Here is a 15,378-nt window from a genome sequence, read left to right on the forward strand (position 1 = left end):
GTGTGGGGTCGGGTGCCGGGCTCAGGAGGCGAACAGCCGCACGGGCCAGCCCGCATGCCACTGCGCACCGACCTCCAGCAAGGGTCCAGACGCGGCCGGCAGCGCGTCGACTCCCTCGTCGGGCACCCTCCGCGCCGCCTCCACCGCCGCATCCGCGACGCGGTCCAGCTCCGGCGCGAGCCGGGCCAGCACGCCGGTCGCGTCGAACGGGTCGAGGCTCAGGAGTCGTACCGTGGCCGTCGCCGGCCCGCTCACGCTCTCGTACATCGCGCAGTAGGCCGCGTCGTCCGGCCCCAGCCCGGCCGACCGCGCGGCAAGACCGAGGACCACCGGCTGGTGCGCGCCCTTCGGGAACTGCCGGGCCAGCGCGTCGAGTTCGGCCGACGGCCAGCTCGCCCGGGCGGCCCGCAGCAGTTGCCGCCCGAGCCTGCGCGCGGCGGTCCGCAGCGCGGGCGACGGCGTACGGGCGTCCGCCGCCGCGTCCAGCTCCCCTGGATCCACGCCGAGTACGGCGGCGGCCGCCAGCGCGCCCGCGACCAGTCCGGCCGTGTGCAGCCGGCCCCGGCAGAAGACCTCCAGGCTCGCGGCGGAGGTGATCCGGCCCGCCTTGACGGCGGCCTCCGCCCCGCCGGAGTGCGCGTGGCCTCCGGCGGGGAAGCGGCCGTCGGCCAGGACGAGAAGTGCTGCCCTGCCCATCAGAACAGGAAGTAACGCTGGGCCATGGGCAGTTCGGCCGCCGCGGTCGCCTCCACCAGCTCGCCGTCGATGTGCACGGCGAAGCTGTCGGGGTCGATCCGGACGTCGGGCCGGGCGTCGTTCTCGCGCATGTCGGCCTTGGTCACCGCGCGCGTGGACGCGATCGCCACGAACCGCTTGCCGAGCCCGAGCCGCTCCGGCAGCCCGTCCTCGATCGCCAACGGGGCCACGAAGTTGACCGAGTTGGCGGCCGGGGCCCGGCCGATCGCGCCGTACATGGGGCGGGGCAGGATCGGCTGCGGGGTGGGGATGGAGGCGTTGGCGTCGCCCATCTGCGCGTAGGCGATCTGCCCGCCCTTGACCACGAGGTGCGGCTTGACCCCGAAGAACGCCGGCTCCCACAGCACGAGGTCGGCGAGCTTGCCGGTCTCGACCGAGCCGATCTCGGCGGCGAGGCCCTGGGCGAGCGCCGGGTTGATCGTGTACTTGGCGACATATCGACGTACACGGTGGTTGTCCGCACGCCCGTCACCGGGCAGCGCCCCGCGCCTGCGCTTCATCACATGGGCCGTCTGCCAGGTGCGCAGGACGACCTCGCCGACGCGGCCCATGGCCTGGGAGTCGGAGGAGATGATCGAGATCGCGCCGAGGTCGTGCAGGACGTCCTCCGCGCCGATGGTGGACGGCCGGATCCGGGACTCGGCGAACGCCAGGTCCTCGGGGACCGCCGGGTTGAGGTGGTGACACACCATCAGCATGTCGAGGTGTTCCTCGGCGGTGTTGACGGTGTAGGGCCGGGTCGGATTCGTGGAGCTGGGCAGCACGTTGGGCTGCGAGACGACGGTCATGATGTCCGGCGCGTGCCCGCCGCCGGCGCCCTCGGTGTGGTACGAGTGGATGCCCCGGCCCGCGATGGCGGCGAGCGTGTCGCCGACGAAACCGGCCTCGTTCAGGGTGTCCGTGTGGATGGCGACCTGGATGCCGGTGCGGTCCGCGACGGTCAGCGCGGCGTCGATGACGGCCGGGGTCGAGCCCCAGTCCTCGTGCAGCTTCAGGCCGGCCGCGCCGCCCCGGATCTGGGAGAGCATCGCCTCGTGCGAGACGGTGTTGCCCTTGCCGAGGAAGCCGACGTTGACCGGGTAGGCCTCCATCGCCTCGAACATCCGGGCGAGATGCCAGGGGCCGGGCGTGACGGTGGTCGCCTTGGAGCCCTCGGCGGGGCCGGTGCCGCCGCCGACCAGGGTGGTGATGCCGGAGGCCAGCGCCTCGTCGGCGATCTGGGGGCAGATGAAGTGGACGTGCGCGTCGATGGCGCCGGCGGTGAGGATCCGCCCGTTGCCCGCGATGACCTCGGTCTCGGGGCCGATGACCAGGTCGGGGTGGACGCCGTCCATGGTGTCGGGGTTGCCGGCCTTGCCGATCGCGGCGATCCGGCCGTCGCGGATGCCGACGTCGGCCTTGACGATCCCCCAGTGGTCGACGATCACGGCACCGGTGATCACGGTGTCGGGGGTGCCGTCGGCGCGGGTGGCACGGGACTGGCCCATGGACTCGCGGATGACCTTGCCGCCGCCGAACACCGCCTCGTCGCCGGAGATACCGGGTCCGCCGGAGCGGTCCTCCTCGATCTCGATCAGCAGGTCGGTGTCGGCGAGCCGGATGCGGTCACCGGTGGTGGGTCCGAACAGGTCGGCGTAGGCGCCGCGGACGATCTCAGGCATCGAGGGCACCTCCGGTCTCCCCGCGCAGCCCCGGCACGATCCGGGCGCCGGCGAGGGGCACGAGCTCGACGTCGACGGGGATGCCGGGCTCGAAACGCACGGCGGTGCCGGCGGCGACGTTCAACCGCTTTCCGCGGGCCGCGGCACGGTCGAACTCCAGGCCGGGGTTGGCCTCGGCGAAGTGGTAGTGGGAGCCGACCTGGACCGGCCGGTCGGCGGCGTTGAGGACGGTGAGACGAGTGACCTCACGGCCCTCGTTGAAGACGACCGGGTCGTCCGCGAACAGGATCTCTCCGGGAATCATCGCGGCCCCCTCAGATGATCGGCTCGTGGACGGTGACGAGCTTGGTGCCGTCCGGGAAGGTGGCCTCGACCTGGACGTCGTGGATCATCTCGGGGACCCCCTCCATGACGTCGTCCCTGGTGAGGAGCTTGCGGCCGGAGGACATGAGTTCGGCGACCGTACGGCCGTCACGCGCGCCTTCGAGGATGTGCGACGTGATGAGGGCGACCGCTTCCGGGTGGTTGAGCTTGAGCCCGCGGGCCCTGCGCTTCTCGGCCACGTCGGCCGCCACGTGGATCAGCAGCCTCTCTTGCTCGTGCGGGGTCAGTTGCACGTCCCACCTCACAGTCCTTGCTCCGGACCGTGCGGGGTCCGGTTGCCGCAGCCATCGCGACGGGGATAGGTGTAAAACTCAGACAAATCCCCGGATCGTCTCAATCCGGGCAGAAAAACCCCTGATGGCGTGGATCGGCAGGCTAGAACGCCGGAGTTTCAGCGACGTTAACCAGACCTTGATCCACGCCTGACCGCGCGAGGGGACCCCCGATACCCGCGCGGGTCAGGACACGCCCGGGCCGCGATGCTCGGCGGCGATCCCGAACCGCTGCTGTTCGCGCGTGGCGGAACCGGCCTCGCGGACGCCCGAGACCGAGCTGACGACCTGCTCCTCGGCCGCCTCCTCCAGCGCGTCCAGCCGCTCCAGATCGGCGGCCGACACCAGCGCGACCAGCGGCTTGCCATGCCGCGTGACGACGACGCGCTCACCGCCGTACACCACGCGGTTGATCAGCTCGGCGAGCTCAGCCCTGGCTTGCGTCACCGGAATCTCGTAGGCCATACCCCAACCTTACGTCATGTACGTCCTGTACATTTTTTACAGAGCCGGGCCCGCCGGAGGCCCGTGCCATGAGAAGGGGTGTGTCCATGTCCCGAACGTTCGCCCGTCATGTCCTGCCCGAGTTCACCGAGCGCACCAGCAGCGGAGTGCGCACGCTCGACCCCTACGGCAAGCTGTTCGAGGACCGGATCGTCTTCCTGGGGACCGCGCTGGACGACGCGGCCGCGAACGACGTGATGGCGCAGTTCATGTACCTCGAACACGCGGCCCCGGAGCGGGACATCACGCTGTACGTCAACTCCCCCGGCGGCTCGTTCAGCGCGCTGACGGCGGTCTACGACACGATGCGCTACGTCAGTTGCGACGTGGCGACCTACTGCCTGGGCCAGGCCGCCTCGCACGCCGCCCTGCTGCTCACGGCCGGCACGCCGGGCAAGCGGTTCACCCTGCCCGGCGCACGCATGGTCCTCTCCCAGCCCCGGCTCGCCGAGCCGACGGAGGGCCAGCCCAGCGATCTGCTCATCCAGGCCGAGGAGTTGGCCCGGGTCCGCGCGCTCACGGAGGAGATGCTGGTACGGCACACCGGGCGCACGGCCGAACAGGTGCACCTCGACCTGGAGCGGGACTTGGTCCTGGACGCTCCTGGGGCGGTCGCCTACGGCCTGGTGGACACCGTCGTGCCCAGCAGGCGCAGCACTCCCGGCGCACCGGACGCGAGGTGAGCCGCCGATGCTGCCGGACCTGCCGCCGCTGCCTGCACTGACACATGCCGAGGGCGACCTGATCGACCGTTACCTGGAGGCCGCCGACCTGCTGGGCCGCGTCAACCCCGCGCACGGCGGGGACACCTATCGCGGGCTGCGCGCCGCCCAGGCCCTGGTGCGCAAGGCCGCAGAGCTGCGCGACGCCCTCGCGTTGATGCACCAGCGAGGCGAGACGGAGCTGCACGGGCACACGCTGGCACGGGCCTTGCGGGTCCTGGACGGTGAACGCCGTACCGCGCGCGTCGCGCTCCCGCCCGACGGCGTCGGCTGATCCGGACGCCGGACCAGCCGGCCGGGGCCCGGTCGTCGACCGCTACCGCTCGGCCGGGACTTGAAACGACCCGAATGACGTACCGCTGTCCGGTGTATATCCGGATCGTTCTGCGAGCCTGCCGACTTGCGCTCCAGACCGGCGCGTCGTTCGCGGGAGAGCGCGTCGCCCCAGGTCCGGGGCTACGCACGGAGTGTGACGATGTCTCGAACAGCACCCGCTCCACCCGAACGGGCGAGTGGTGAGTAACACCACAAATCCCCGGATGCATTGGGATTTTCGCACCGGTGTGGGCGAAGATCCCGTCCGACGACAAGCCCCCGCCGCCGCGGCGGGGCGGTCCGGGCGGACGCCGAGTCCTGCCGCCGCCCGGATGACCGGTCGACAGGAGTGGATCGGCAGGAGTGGAGGACCCAGGCAAGACGGGTCGCGGGAACGGATGTTCGTCTGCTCGTCGCAGACGGCCTGAGGTTCCGCGCAGCCCTTGGGGTGAAGCCGCGGCAACGCGGCCGGGCACCTTCGCCAGCCCGAATCCGACAGGTCATCCTTCACAGGCGGCTGACGAAGGGTTGCGCATGACTGCGCTCAATCGTGTCCCGTCTCTCATGGCCCGGGCCGGTACGGCCTCGGCCCTCACCCTCGCCGCCGTCGGCGGCTCGATCGTGGTCCCCGGCCTCGCCCCCGATGCCTCGGCCGCGACGCTCGCCACAAAGGCACTGAAGGTCGCGGCCGCCAAGAAGGGTGCGCCGTACCGGTGGGGGGCCACCGGGCCGCGCAGTTTCGACTGCTCGGGGCTGACCCTCTACTCGTTCAAGAAGGCGGGCAAGATCCTGCCCCGTACCGCCGCTGCGCAGTACAACAAGACGCACCACATCTCCGCCAGCCGTCGCCGGGCCGGTGACCTGGTGTTCTTCCACTATGGCTCCTACGTCTACCACGTCGGCATCTACGCCGGCCACGGGAAGATCTGGCACGCGCCGAGGACCGGGGACGTGGTGCGGCTCCAGAAGATCTGGACGAGGAGCGTCTGGTACGGCCGGATCAACTGACCCGGTCCTCCACGGCGGGGTCGACTGACCCCATGTCAGAGCGGGAGCGGCTCCAGCAGCGGGGCCGCTCCGAGCGCCCTCAGCGCCACCCCGGTGTCCGCCTGGAGCCCGCGGGCGGGCCGGGGTCGGCGCGGCGGCGCCCCTGTCCGCCGCGGAGCACTTCGGGCGGCGCTGCGAGGAGCCTGCGACGGACCGGTGCGGCCCTCGGCGACTGAAGCACTCCCCAACGTCGTCTCGGCCACGACATGCAGCGCCGGGCGCACCGACAGACCTGCCGGGCGCCGACGAGGCGCTCCGATCGCGGCGCCTTTCCCGTCGCCTGCCGCGCGGTGGTCCGGCGGCCCGGTCTTTTCGTCCAAGTCCCGCCACACCGCGGATCGGCCCGCGACGTCCGTTACCCGAAGCGGACGGAACCACACCGGCCGCCCGGGCCGTCCGAGAGCCGCCCCGAGACCGCGTCGTCGGGACCGTGCGATCACGGAAGCCAAGCCCCCACCCCCGGCAGACATCCTGGCTCCGCACCGGAGAGAACGGGCACGGCCACCACCTCCCAGCCCGCCGTCCTCGGCACCTCACGCACCGGCCACTCGCACCCGCACCGACGTCCCCGAGCCCCTGGTCACTGCGTGCCCGACGTGACCCTTCCACCAGCCCGCCCCGCCCGGAGGGCTACGGTTCCTGTTGGCCCGCCGCCGGGACCGGCTCCACCGGGACGATCCAGGGGAGTTCGATCGAGACCGTCTTGCCGCCCTCGCGGGTGGGACGGACGCGGAGCTTGCCGCCGCACTCCGCGGTGAGCCAGCGAATGATGACCATGCCGCGGCCGTTGTCCTGTTGGACGGCGGCGGGCAGTCTCTTCGGAAAGCGTGGATGACTGTCGGTGACGCCGATGCGGAGGTGTTCGTCGCGGTCCAGGGCGATGTCGACGGTGAAGGTGGGTGACTGACCGAAGGTGTGCTGTACGGCGTTGGTGGCGAGTTCGGAGACGATGAGCCGCACGGTGTCGGCCACGTCGGTGTCGGACGGCAGGCCCCACTCCGCGAGCGTGCCCACGACGTACGTGCGGGCCGCGGAGACCGAGGCGGGATCGCTCGGCAGAGTGACGGATGCTTCCAGATGGTCTGCCATGGCGACGTCGTCCCTTTCCCACGGGACCGCGGTCCGACACAGAGCCGGATGGTTCGAGTACGGTCCCGGACTGGTGCTTGCTCGTCAGCCTGCCATCACGGGGCCGGTCACGGGGAGCGATCCACCAAGATATGCATATATCTGTCGCCCGAAGCGGTGAACTCTACGACGCGAGACCGTTTTTGGGCGGCCCGTAAGGAGTAAGGAGGAGCCCATGCAGAACGGGCCGGCCGTGCGCCGCCGCAAACTGGGCGCCGAACTGCGCACGCTGCGTACCGATGCTGGGCTCACGAGCGGTGAGGCAGCCCGGCTGGTCGGCTGGCACCAGTCGAAGGTCAGCCGTATCGAGACCGGTGCCAGCGGCGTCAAACCAGCCGATGTGCGGTTACTTCTCGACGCCTACGAGGTGCGGGACGGGCAACTGCGCGAGTTGCTGATGATGCTCGCGGGCTCCGAGGACACGGGCGACCGGCACCGCTGGTGGCACGCCTACCGCGGGGTGCTGCCGCCCACGTACCGGGACTTCATCAGCCTGGAGTCGCAGGCCAGCACGATGCGCACCCTGGAGACCACGGTCGTACCCGGCCTGCTGCAGACGCCCGAGTACGCCCGCGCCGTGACCCGGGCGGTCGTCGCGGACCTGGACGAGGAAGGCCTGGACGCGCTGGTGGAGGTGCGGCTGGCCAGGCAGGACGTGCTCCGCGCCGACCCGCCGCTGAAGCTGAGCGCGGTGCTGGACGAGTCGGTGCTGCGGCGCGAGGTCGGAGGCCCCGGGGTGATGGCCCGGCAGCTGGAGCGGCTGATGGAGGCGGCCCGCCTGCCCCAAGTCAGGCTCCAGATATTGCCGTTCGGTGCCGGGGCTCATGTCGGCCTCACCGGAGCTTTCGTTATTTTCTCATTTCCGAGCACTTCTGATCTGGACGTCGTTGTTCTCGACCAGTTGACGAGTAGCCTCTACCTGGAGCGGAAAGAAGACCTCATGGCCTACGCGGAGGCCTTCGACACCCTTCGGCTGCACGCCCTTTCACCCGAGGACACGTTGGACTACATCGCCGGGATAGGCGACGGCGCGTAAGGAGGCACCATGTCAGCTCTGCCTCGGAACGTCCCTGCCAGTACCGACCTGCACGACGTGCGCTGGCTGCGCAGCAGCTACAGCACGGGAGCCAACAACTGCGTGGAGACGGCCCGGCCGCGCTCCGGCCCCGGGGCCGGACGGCTCGCCGTGCGCGACTCCAAGAACCCGGCCGGACCCGCGCTGCTCTTCTCCGCGGGGAGCTGGGCCGGTTTCCTCACCGCCCTCTGACCCGAAGACCCCCACCGACCACAGACGACCACGCGCGAAGCACGGCCGTGTCACGCCGACTCATGGTCGCGTTTCGCCGATCACCCGTACAGCGCGTTCGATCTCGGCCCCGGACAGGTCCGCGCGGGCGGTCAGCCGCAGCCGTGAGATGCCGTCGGGCACGGAAGGAGGACGGAAACAGCCCACGGCCAGCCCCGCGCTACGGCAGTCGGCCGCCCAGCGCACCGCCTGTTCCGGGGACGGAGCCCGCACGGAGACCACCGCGGCGTCCGGACGCACCGCTTCCAGACCCGCGGCGGTCAGCCGCGCGTGCAGGTCCGCGGCCACCGCCCGGGCGCGCGCCGCGCGCTCGGGTTCGCGGACCAGCAGCCGCAGCGCGGCGAGCGCCGCGCCGGCCGCCGCCGGGGCCAGGCCCGTGTCGAAGATGAAGGTCCGCGCCGCGTTGACCAGATGGTCGATCACCCTGGCCGGGCCGAGCACCACACCGCCCTGGCTGCCGAGCGACTTGGACAGGGTGGCCGTGACCACCACGTCCGAGGCGCCCGCGAGGCCGGCCGCGTACGGCGCGCCCCGGCCGCCGTCGCCCAGGACCCCGAGCCCGTGCGCGTCGTCCACGACCAGTCCCGCGCCGTGCTCCCGGCACGCCTCGGCGAGGCCGGCCAGCGGCGCCCGGTCGCCGTCCACCGAGAACACGGTGTCGGACACGACGATCGCCGGCCCCCGATGGGTGGCCAGCGCCTTGCGCACCGCCTCGGGGTCGGCGTGCCCGACGACCTGCCTCTCGCCCCGGGCGAGCCGGCAGCCGTCGATGAGGGAGGCGTGGTTGCCGGCGTCGGAGACGATCAGCGAGCCGTGCGGCCCGAGCGCGGTGACCGCGGCCAGGTTGGCGGCGTAACCGGAGGAGAAGACCAGCGCCGCCTCGAAGCCGCAGAAGGCGGCCAGTTCGCGCTCCAGCTCGGTGTGCAGCTCCGTGGTGCCGGTGACGAGCCGGGAGCCGGTGGACCCGCCGCCCCAGGTCCGGGCGGCCCGGGCGGCCCCCTCGGTGACCTCGGGGTGGTGGGCGAGGCCCAGGTAGTCGTTGCTCGCCAGGTCCAGCAGGGCCGAGTCGGCGGGGCGCGGGCGCAGGGTGCGTACGAGTCCGGCGCGGCGGCGCGCCTCGGCCTGCTCGTCGATCCAGCCGAACGCCATGGGTCCTCCGGGGCTTTTGTAGGTAGCGGACAGACCCTAGCGGCACGACCAGCCGCCCAGGGTGTGGCAATACCCACACGGTGAACCGTCTCCGTTGTGCAAACTCTCCTTGGCCCGGGGCGGTCCCGTAGGACAGGATCAGGCCTCATGGACCTGCTGAACACGCTGGTGGACAAGGGGCTTCGGCGCGAGCTGCCGACCCGCGAGGAAGCGCTCGCCGTTCTGGCCACCTCCGACGACGACGTACTCGATGTGGTGGCCGCGGCCGGGAAGGTGCGCCGGCACTGGTTCGGGCGACGGGTGAAACTCAACTATCTGGTGAACCTCAAGTCGGGCCTGTGCCCGGAGGACTGCTCCTACTGTTCCCAGCGGCTCGGTTCGAAGGCCGACATCCTGAAGTACACCTGGCTCAAGCCCGACGAGGCCTCCAAGGCCGCCGCCGCGGGCCTCGCGGGAGGCGCCAAGCGGGTCTGTCTGGTGGCCAGCGGGCGCGGCCCGACGGACCGGGACGTGGACCGGGTCTCGGAGACCATCAGGACCATCAAGGAGCAGAACGAGCAGGTCGAGGTGTGCGCCTGCCTCGGTCTGCTCTCCGACGGCCAGGCCGAGCGGCTGCGCGAGGCGGGCGCGGACGCCTACAACCACAACCTCAACACGTCCGAGGGGACGTACGCGGACATCACGACCACGCACACGTACGCCGATCGGGTGGACACGGTGCAGAAGGCGCACGCGGCCGGTCTGTCCGCCTGCTCCGGTCTGATCGCGGGGATGGGCGAGAGCGACGAGGACCTGGTCGACGTGGTCTTCAGCTTGCGCGAACTGGACCCGGACTCGGTGCCGGTGAACTTCCTCATCCCGTTCGAGGGCACCCCGCTGGCCAAGGAGTGGAACCTCACCCCACAGCGCTGTCTGCGGATCCTCGCGATGGTCCGGTTCGTCTGTCCGGACGTGGAGGTCCGTATCGCGGGCGGCCGCGAGGTCCATCTGCGCACGATGCAGCCGCTCGCGCTGCACCTGGCCAACTCCATCTTCCTCGGCGACTACCTGACCAGCGAGGGCCAGGCCGGCAAGGCCGACCTGGAGATGATCGCGGACGCCGGGTTCGAGGTGGAGGGCGCCGGCGAGGTGACGCTCCCGGAGCACCGGGTCGAGGCCGCGGCCGGCTGCGGATCGGTCTGCGGCTCGCACGAGGGCTGCGGCTCGCACGAGGGCGCGGACGCGTGCGGTCACGAAGGCCGGGACGCGTGCGGTACGACGGCCGCGCAGGAGGCGCGCACCGATCTCGTCGCCGTACGCCGCCGGGGCGCCGGGACGGACCTCGCGCCCAATGCCTGAGCTGCCCGGCCTGACCGTGCCCGAGCTGCTGGAGCTGGACCGACGGCACGTGTGGCACCCGTACGGCCCCATGCCCGGACGTACCGAACCGCTCGTCGTGGAGTCGGCGAGCGGGGTCCGGCTGCGCCTCGCCGACGGCTCGGGCGAGCTGGTGGACGGCATGTCCTCGTGGTGGTCGGCGATCCACGGCTACAACCACCCGGTCCTCAACGAGGCGGCGCACGCGCAGCTCGGGCGGATGAGCCATGTGATGTTCGGCGGGCTCACGCACGAGCCCGCCGTCCGGCTCGCGAAGCACCTTGTCGACATGTCACCAAAGGGCCTGGAGCACGTCTTCCTGGCCGACTCCGGTTCGGTGTCGGTCGAGGTCGCGGTGAAGATGTGCCTGCAGTACTGGCGCTCGCTCGGCCGGCCCGGCAAGCAGCGGCTGCTGACCTGGCGGGGCGGCTACCACGGCGACACCTGGAACCCGATGTCGGTGTGCGACCCCGAGGGCGGGATGCACGCGCTGTGGTCCGGCGTCCTGCCGCGCCAGGTGTTCGCGGACGTGCCGCCGACGGAGTACGAGGAGTCGTACGCCGACCACCTGGGCGAGCTGATCGCCCGTCACGCCGACGAGCTGGCCGCGGTGATCGTGGAGCCGGTCGTGCAGGGCGCGGGCGGGATGCGCTTCCACTCCCCCGCGTATCTCCGGGTGCTGCGCGAGGCCTGCGACGCGCACGACGTGCTGCTCGTCTTCGACGAGATCGCCACCGGCTTCGGCCGCACCGGCGCGCTGTTCGCGGCGGAGCACGCGGGCGTCACCCCGGATGTGATGTGCGTGGGCAAGGCGCTGACCGGCGGCTACCTGACGCTGGCGGCCACGCTGTGCACGGCGCGGGTCGCCGAGGGCATCTCGCGCGGCGAGGTTCCGGTGCTCGCGCACGGACCGACGTTCATGGGCAACCCGCTGGCGGCGGCCGTGGCCTGCGCCTCCGTCGAACTGCTGCTGGGACAGGACTGGCGGGCGGAGGTCAAGCGGATCGAGGCCGGCCTCTCGGAGGGCCTGTCGCCGGCCCGCGAGCTGCCCGGTGTTCGGGACGTCCGCGTCCTCGGGGCGATCGGCGTCGTCCAGCTCGACCACGAGGTGGACATGGCGGCGGCCACCGCGGCGGCCGTGCGGGAGGGCGTGTGGCTGCGCCCCTTCCGCGACCTGATCTACACGATGCCGCCGTACATCACCTCGGACGAGGACCTGGCGAGGATCGCGCGCGCGGTGTGCGCCGCGGCGCGGGAGGGATGACATGCCGGTACTGGTGATCACGGGCACGGGCACGGAGGTCGGCAAGACCGTCACCACCGCAGCCGTCGCCGCCGCGGCGCTCGCGGCCGGGCGCTCGGTGGCCGTGCTGAAGGCCGCGCAGACGGGCGTACGGCCGGACGAGCGCGGGGACGCCGACGAGGTCGCGCGGCTGGCGGGCCCGGTCACGGCCGCCGAACTGGCCCGTTACCCCGAGCCGTTGGCGCCGGGCACGGCGGCCCGGCGGGCGGGCATGGCTCCGGTCCACCCGCACGAGGTGGCCGACCGGGCGGCCAAGCTGGCCGTCGAGCACGATCTGGTGCTGGTCGAGGGGGCGGGCGGGCTGCTGGTCCGGTTCGACGCGGCCGGCGGCACCCTGGCCGACGCGGCCGGTCTGCTCGGCGCGCCGGTGCTGGTCGTCGCCCAGGCAGGCCTGGGCACCCTCAACACCACCGAGCTGACGGCGCTCGAACTACGGCGACGGGGGCTGGAGTTGGCCGGCGTGGTGATCGGCAGCTGGCCCGGCTCCCCCGACCTCGCCACCCGCTGCAACGTGACGGACCTGCCGGAGGTTGCGGGAGCCCCGCTGCTCGGCGCGATCCCCTGTGGGGCGGGAGCCCTGCCACCGGCCGACTTCCGCAGGACGGCCCCGGCGTGGCTCGCACCCAGCCTGGACGGCACATGGGACGCGGAGGCGTTCCGGGTACGGATGGCACCGCAGCCGGGGTGACGCAGGGGGGTGAGTCGGGCAGGTGCCGCAGCCGGGGTGCCGCGTGGACCCGGTCCGGCAGGTGCCGCAGCCGGGCCGATGTGAGAGCCCGGGTCCGAGAAGCACCGCAACCAGGCCGACGTACGAGCCCGGGTCCGAGAAGCACCGCAACCAGGCCGACGTACGAGCCCGGCTCCGGCAAGTGCCGCGTCAGGCCGACCGCACGAGCGAGCCGTCCGGCGGCCCGAGCCAGCACCCTCCCGGACCGAGTCCCCCGCCCCTCCGGCCAACCAGCTGCCGCCGGTCCGGTCTCGTCCAGCTGCCGGCCGAGCGAGTCGAATGACAAACCCGCTCTCCGGCCGACCGAGTCGGATGGCGGGTGGGCGAGGTCGGGGTCCAGGGGCGGAGCGCCTGGCGGGGGCCGGGGCGGAGGCCAGTGGCGGCCGGGCGCCGACGCCGAGGGTGCGACGGCCCCGCGCTGGGGAGACTCCTCCTAGTCCGTCCTGTTCCTGGAGGTTCCCATGCGGCTGCTGTCCGGCCCCGGCAAGGTGCCGCCGAGTCCCGTCCACCACCCGTTGTTCGCCCGCTACTACGCCCGCTTCAGCGTGAGCGCCGAGACCCGGATGGGCATGGCCGGGATACGGGAGCGGCTGCTCGCCGGGCTGTCCGGGCGGGTGATCGAGATCGGCGCGGGCAACGGGCTGAACTTCGCGCACTATCCGGGCACCGTCGCGGAGGTCGTCGCGATCGAACCGGAGCCGCTGCTCAGGCAGTTGGCACTGGAGTCGGCCCTGCGGTCGCAGGTCCCGGTCGACGTGGTGCCCGGCGCGGCGGAGGCGCTGCCGGTCAAGAGCGAGGCCTTCGACGCGGTCGTGCTGTGCCTGGTGCTGTGCAGCGTGCGCGACGTGCAAAGGGCGCTGGGCGAGGTCCGGCGGGTGCTCAAACCGGGCGGGCAGGTGCGGTTCTTCGAGCACGGCCAGGGCGGCGGCCCGGCGATGCGGCTGACCCAGCGCACGCTGGACCGAACCCTGTGGCCCGCCCTGACCGGCGGGTGCCATCTGGCCCGGCAGCCGGTGGCCGCTCTGCGCGAGGCCGGGTTCACGCTCGGCCCGCAGCGTGAGGTGATGATGCCGGAGAAAGGTCCGGCACTGCCGTCCTCGTACTGCGCGCTCGGGGTCGCCTGGCGGCCGGACGAGCCGGACGCGCGCTGATCACGGCCCCCTGCGCGGCGGCTCCGGTGACGGGCCCCGGCGCGACGACCGGCCTCACAGACTCCAGCGGCGCAGCTCGCGCGCGATGTCGTCGACGCCTGCCGCGCCCTCCTTCACCAGCCGGGCGAGGTCCCGCACCTGCTCGGGTGAGGTGACCACCTTCACACCGCTGGTGACCAGGTAGGCATAGGCGACCGCCGAGGCGAACAGCGCGTTGGAGCGCTCCAGCGCCGGCAGGTGGATCAGCAACTGGAGCAGGGAGGCGGCGCGGGTGTGCGGGTCGTCGTAGACGGGCACGCCGAATATCTCGGCGCGGTGCCGGGCGACGGCGGCGATGAGCGCGCCCCAGTCGGTGACCTGTGGGTCACCCGGGGTTCTCTGTTCGGCGAGCATGAGGAGCCAGGCGAGGTCGATGCTGAGCTCGTTCAAGGGATCAGCGGCCGCCCTCGACGCCGGTGCCGGTGCCGCGGGTCTCGGTGAACTCCTCGGCGAACACGGACTGGTACTGCTTCATGAAGTCGGCGGCGGCCTCGACGAACGTACGGCCGGCCTCACCGGTGTCCTGTCTGACCAGCTCTTCGATATAGCGGTTGACGCTGATACCGCGGGCCAGGGCGCGTTCGCGGGCCGCGCGGGCGGTGCCCTCGTCCACGCGCACGTTCAGCTGGGTCTTCGCCATGCTTCGAAGCTAGCGCCGACGTGCTAGCAAAGCAAGGGCGCGCGGCACCGGTGCGCCGGGGCGGCTCGTCGCCTACGCTCGCCCGGTACGGGCGGTTCGGCGACCGGGAGGCGGTCTTGTCCACACCTGCTGCGCAGCACGCGCCGGGCGGCGCCGTCGCGGCCCGCGCCCGCGGACTGACCAAGGCGTACGGCTCCGGCGAGACGGCCGTCATCGCCCTGGACTCGGTGGACGTGGACATCGCGCGCGGCCGTTTCACCGCCGTGATGGGGCCCTCGGGGTCCGGGAAGTCCACGCTGATGCACTGTCTGGCGGGACTCGACACCGTGTCGGCGGGCCAGGTGTGGCTGGGCGACACCGAGATCACCGGCCTGCGGGAACGGGACCTGACCCGGCTCAGGCGGGACCGGATCGGGTTCATGTTCCAGTCGTTCAACCTCATCCCGACGCTGACCGCCGCCGAGAACATCACCCTGCCCATGGACATCGCGGGCCGGAAGCCCGACCCGCTGTGGCTGGAGCAGGTCATCGACACGCTAGGCCTGCGTGACCGCCTCACGCACCGGCCCGCCCAGCTCTCCGGCGGTCAGCAGCAGCGGGTCGCGTGTGCGCGGGCGCTGGCCTCGCGGCCGGAGCTGATCTTCGCCGACGAGCCGACCGGCAACCTCGACTCGCGGGCCGGCCTGGAGGTGCTGGGGATTCTGCGCGGCGCGGTGGACGATCTCGGGCAGACGGTCGTCATGGTCACCCACGACCCCGGCGCCGCCGCCCATTCCGACCTGGTGCTCTTCCTGGCCGACGGGCGCATCGTGGACGGCATGGAACGGCCGACGGCGGACGCCGTACTGGAACGGATGAAGCGGTTCGACGTGGTCCGCGGCCGGCTCGGCGACGACGACACCGTCCGAGAGGACTGAC

The 15,378-nt window shown here is 72.1% G+C and carries 19 protein-coding genes; 10 read left to right on the forward strand and 9 right to left on the reverse strand.

Annotated features, from left to right (window positions below; translation table 11 throughout):
* Positions 1-21: 21 nt before the first annotated feature.
* From ACQPXS_RS09910 to ACQPXS_RS09930, 5 genes are all read right to left on the reverse strand, one after another.
* Positions 22-696, reverse strand: a complete 675-nt coding sequence (locus tag ACQPXS_RS09910; protein WP_433448902.1) for an urease accessory protein UreF — start codon at positions 694-696, stop codon at positions 22-24.
* Positions 696-2,417 carry an urease subunit alpha gene (locus tag ACQPXS_RS09915; protein ID WP_356305606.1) on the reverse strand — a complete coding sequence of 574 codons (1,722 nt, stop codon included), beginning with the start codon at positions 2,415-2,417 and terminating at the stop codon, positions 696-698. The genes ACQPXS_RS09910 and ACQPXS_RS09915 overlap by 1 nt, the downstream gene beginning before the upstream one ends.
* Positions 2,410-2,721, reverse strand: coding sequence for an urease subunit beta (locus tag ACQPXS_RS09920; RefSeq protein WP_351807854.1), 312 nt, complete (start codon positions 2,719-2,721; stop codon positions 2,410-2,412). The genes ACQPXS_RS09915 and ACQPXS_RS09920 overlap by 8 nt, the downstream gene beginning before the upstream one ends.
* Before the next feature lie 10 nt (positions 2,722-2,731).
* Positions 2,732-3,034 carry an urease subunit gamma gene (locus ACQPXS_RS09925; RefSeq protein WP_208902165.1) on the reverse strand — a complete coding sequence of 101 codons (303 nt, stop codon included), beginning with the start codon at positions 3,032-3,034 and terminating at the stop codon, positions 2,732-2,734.
* A 225-nt stretch (positions 3,035-3,259) separates the two neighbouring features.
* A complete protein-coding gene (locus tag ACQPXS_RS09930; RefSeq protein ID WP_433448905.1) occupies positions 3,260-3,538 on the reverse strand; it encodes a type II toxin-antitoxin system Phd/YefM family antitoxin in 279 nt (92 codons plus the stop codon).
* A gap of 86 nt (positions 3,539-3,624) precedes the next feature.
* Between ACQPXS_RS09930 and ACQPXS_RS09935 the strand changes: the two genes are divergently transcribed.
* From ACQPXS_RS09935 to ACQPXS_RS09945, 3 genes are all read left to right on the forward strand, one after another.
* A complete protein-coding gene (locus ACQPXS_RS09935) occupies positions 3,625-4,260 on the forward strand; it encodes an ATP-dependent Clp protease proteolytic subunit (protein ID WP_433448907.1) in 636 nt (211 codons plus the stop codon).
* Between the two features lie 7 nt (positions 4,261-4,267).
* Complete coding sequence (locus ACQPXS_RS09940) at positions 4,268-4,573, forward strand: hypothetical protein (RefSeq protein ID WP_351807857.1); 306 nt, start codon at positions 4,268-4,270, stop codon at positions 4,571-4,573.
* Between the two features lie 575 nt (positions 4,574-5,148).
* The gene (locus tag ACQPXS_RS09945) at positions 5,149-5,622 is read left to right on the forward strand and encodes a C40 family peptidase (RefSeq protein WP_351807858.1); all 474 of its coding nucleotides are present in this window, start codon (positions 5,149-5,151) and stop codon (positions 5,620-5,622) included.
* Between the two features lie 669 nt (positions 5,623-6,291).
* On the opposite strand, the gene ACQPXS_RS09950 is transcribed toward ACQPXS_RS09945, so the two are convergent.
* The gene (locus ACQPXS_RS09950) at positions 6,292-6,750 is read right to left on the reverse strand and encodes an ATP-binding protein (RefSeq protein WP_351807859.1); all 459 of its coding nucleotides are present in this window, start codon (positions 6,748-6,750) and stop codon (positions 6,292-6,294) included.
* 214 nt (positions 6,751-6,964) lie between these two features.
* Here ACQPXS_RS09950 and ACQPXS_RS09955 point away from each other — a divergent pair, with 214 nt between their 5' ends.
* Positions 6,965-7,825, forward strand: a complete 861-nt coding sequence (locus ACQPXS_RS09955) for a helix-turn-helix domain-containing protein (RefSeq protein WP_433448910.1) — start codon at positions 6,965-6,967, stop codon at positions 7,823-7,825.
* 9 nt (positions 7,826-7,834) lie between these two features.
* On the forward strand, positions 7,835-8,056 hold the full coding sequence (locus ACQPXS_RS09960) for a DUF397 domain-containing protein (protein WP_433448912.1): 222 nt from the start codon (positions 7,835-7,837) through the stop codon (positions 8,054-8,056).
* 60 nt (positions 8,057-8,116) lie between these two features.
* On the opposite strand, the gene ACQPXS_RS09965 is transcribed toward ACQPXS_RS09960, so the two are convergent.
* Complete coding sequence (locus ACQPXS_RS09965) at positions 8,117-9,244, reverse strand: 8-amino-7-oxononanoate synthase (protein ID WP_433448914.1); 1,128 nt, start codon at positions 9,242-9,244, stop codon at positions 8,117-8,119.
* A gap of 147 nt (positions 9,245-9,391) precedes the next feature.
* Between ACQPXS_RS09965 and bioB the strand changes: the two genes are divergently transcribed.
* The 4 genes from bioB to ACQPXS_RS09985 all read left to right on the forward strand — a co-directional run bounded on the left by bioB (position 9,392) and on the right by ACQPXS_RS09985 (position 13,781).
* Positions 9,392-10,582: a biotin synthase BioB gene (gene bioB, locus ACQPXS_RS09970; protein WP_433448916.1), complete on the forward strand. Its 1,191-nt coding sequence runs from the start codon at positions 9,392-9,394 to the stop codon at positions 10,580-10,582.
* On the forward strand, positions 10,575-11,864 hold the full coding sequence (locus ACQPXS_RS09975) for an adenosylmethionine--8-amino-7-oxononanoate transaminase (RefSeq protein ID WP_433448918.1): 1,290 nt from the start codon (positions 10,575-10,577) through the stop codon (positions 11,862-11,864). The genes bioB and ACQPXS_RS09975 overlap by 8 nt, the downstream gene beginning before the upstream one ends.
* 1 nt (position 11,865) lies before the next feature.
* Positions 11,866-12,591 (forward strand): dethiobiotin synthase, encoded by a 726-nt coding sequence (bioD, locus tag ACQPXS_RS09980; protein ID WP_433448920.1) that lies wholly within the window; start codon positions 11,866-11,868, stop codon positions 12,589-12,591.
* Between the two features lie 500 nt (positions 12,592-13,091).
* Positions 13,092-13,781 (forward strand): class I SAM-dependent methyltransferase, encoded by a 690-nt coding sequence (locus tag ACQPXS_RS09985; RefSeq protein ID WP_356305583.1) that lies wholly within the window; start codon positions 13,092-13,094, stop codon positions 13,779-13,781.
* 54 nt (positions 13,782-13,835) lie between these two features.
* Here the strand turns inward: ACQPXS_RS09985 and ACQPXS_RS09990 are convergent, their stop codons facing one another.
* Together ACQPXS_RS09990 and ACQPXS_RS09995 are read right to left on the reverse strand one after the other, a co-directional pair.
* Entirely contained in the window at positions 13,836-14,210 is a 375-nt protein-coding gene (locus tag ACQPXS_RS09990) for a fic family toxin-antitoxin system, toxin component (protein WP_351807867.1), read from the reverse strand.
* Positions 14,211-14,214: 4 nt separating this feature from the next.
* Positions 14,215-14,460: a toxin-antitoxin system HicB family antitoxin gene (locus tag ACQPXS_RS09995; RefSeq protein ID WP_433448923.1), complete on the reverse strand. Its 246-nt coding sequence runs from the start codon at positions 14,458-14,460 to the stop codon at positions 14,215-14,217.
* A 116-nt stretch (positions 14,461-14,576) separates the two neighbouring features.
* Between ACQPXS_RS09995 and ACQPXS_RS10000 the strand changes: the two genes are divergently transcribed.
* Entirely contained in the window at positions 14,577-15,377 is an 801-nt protein-coding gene (locus ACQPXS_RS10000) for an ABC transporter ATP-binding protein (protein WP_433448925.1), read from the forward strand.
* Position 15,378: the final 1 nt, after the last annotated feature.

Source organism: Streptomyces sp. CA-142005 (assembly GCF_050942335.1).
In the GTDB taxonomy this organism is placed as follows: domain Bacteria; phylum Actinomycetota; class Actinomycetes; order Streptomycetales; family Streptomycetaceae; genus Streptomyces.

Excerpts from the sequence above, each read along its gene's own strand:
- bioD (WP_433448920.1), top strand. The coding sequence starts at position 11,866 with ATGCCGGTACTGGTGATCACGGGCACGGGCACGGAGGTCGGCAAGACC.
- bioB (WP_433448916.1), top strand. The coding sequence starts at position 9,392 with ATGGACCTGCTGAACACGCTGGTGGACAAGGGGCTTCGGCGCGAGCTG.
- ACQPXS_RS09940 (WP_351807857.1), top strand. The coding sequence starts at position 4,268 with ATGCTGCCGGACCTGCCGCCGCTGCCTGCACTGACACATGCCGAGGGC.
- ACQPXS_RS09920 (WP_351807854.1), bottom strand. The coding sequence starts at position 2,721 with ATGATTCCCGGAGAGATCCTGTTCGCGGACGACCCGGTCGTCTTCAAC.
- ACQPXS_RS09975 (WP_433448918.1), top strand. The coding sequence starts at position 10,575 with ATGCCTGAGCTGCCCGGCCTGACCGTGCCCGAGCTGCTGGAGCTGGAC.
- ACQPXS_RS09910 (WP_433448902.1), bottom strand. The coding sequence starts at position 696 with ATGGGCAGGGCAGCACTTCTCGTCCTGGCCGACGGCCGCTTCCCCGCC.
- ACQPXS_RS09955 (WP_433448910.1), top strand. The coding sequence starts at position 6,965 with ATGCAGAACGGGCCGGCCGTGCGCCGCCGCAAACTGGGCGCCGAACTG.
- ACQPXS_RS09915 (WP_356305606.1), bottom strand. The coding sequence starts at position 2,417 with ATGCCTGAGATCGTCCGCGGCGCCTACGCCGACCTGTTCGGACCCACC.
- ACQPXS_RS09960 (WP_433448912.1), top strand. The coding sequence starts at position 7,835 with ATGTCAGCTCTGCCTCGGAACGTCCCTGCCAGTACCGACCTGCACGAC.
- ACQPXS_RS09985 (WP_356305583.1), top strand. The coding sequence starts at position 13,092 with ATGCGGCTGCTGTCCGGCCCCGGCAAGGTGCCGCCGAGTCCCGTCCAC.
- ACQPXS_RS09965 (WP_433448914.1), bottom strand. The coding sequence starts at position 9,244 with ATGGCGTTCGGCTGGATCGACGAGCAGGCCGAGGCGCGCCGCCGCGCC.
- ACQPXS_RS09935 (WP_433448907.1), top strand. The coding sequence starts at position 3,625 with ATGTCCCGAACGTTCGCCCGTCATGTCCTGCCCGAGTTCACCGAGCGC.
- ACQPXS_RS09930 (WP_433448905.1), bottom strand. The coding sequence starts at position 3,538 with ATGGCCTACGAGATTCCGGTGACGCAAGCCAGGGCTGAGCTCGCCGAG.
- ACQPXS_RS09945 (WP_351807858.1), top strand. The coding sequence starts at position 5,149 with ATGACTGCGCTCAATCGTGTCCCGTCTCTCATGGCCCGGGCCGGTACG.
- ACQPXS_RS09950 (WP_351807859.1), bottom strand. The coding sequence starts at position 6,750 with ATGGCAGACCATCTGGAAGCATCCGTCACTCTGCCGAGCGATCCCGCC.
- ACQPXS_RS09995 (WP_433448923.1), bottom strand. The coding sequence starts at position 14,460 with ATGGCGAAGACCCAGCTGAACGTGCGCGTGGACGAGGGCACCGCCCGC.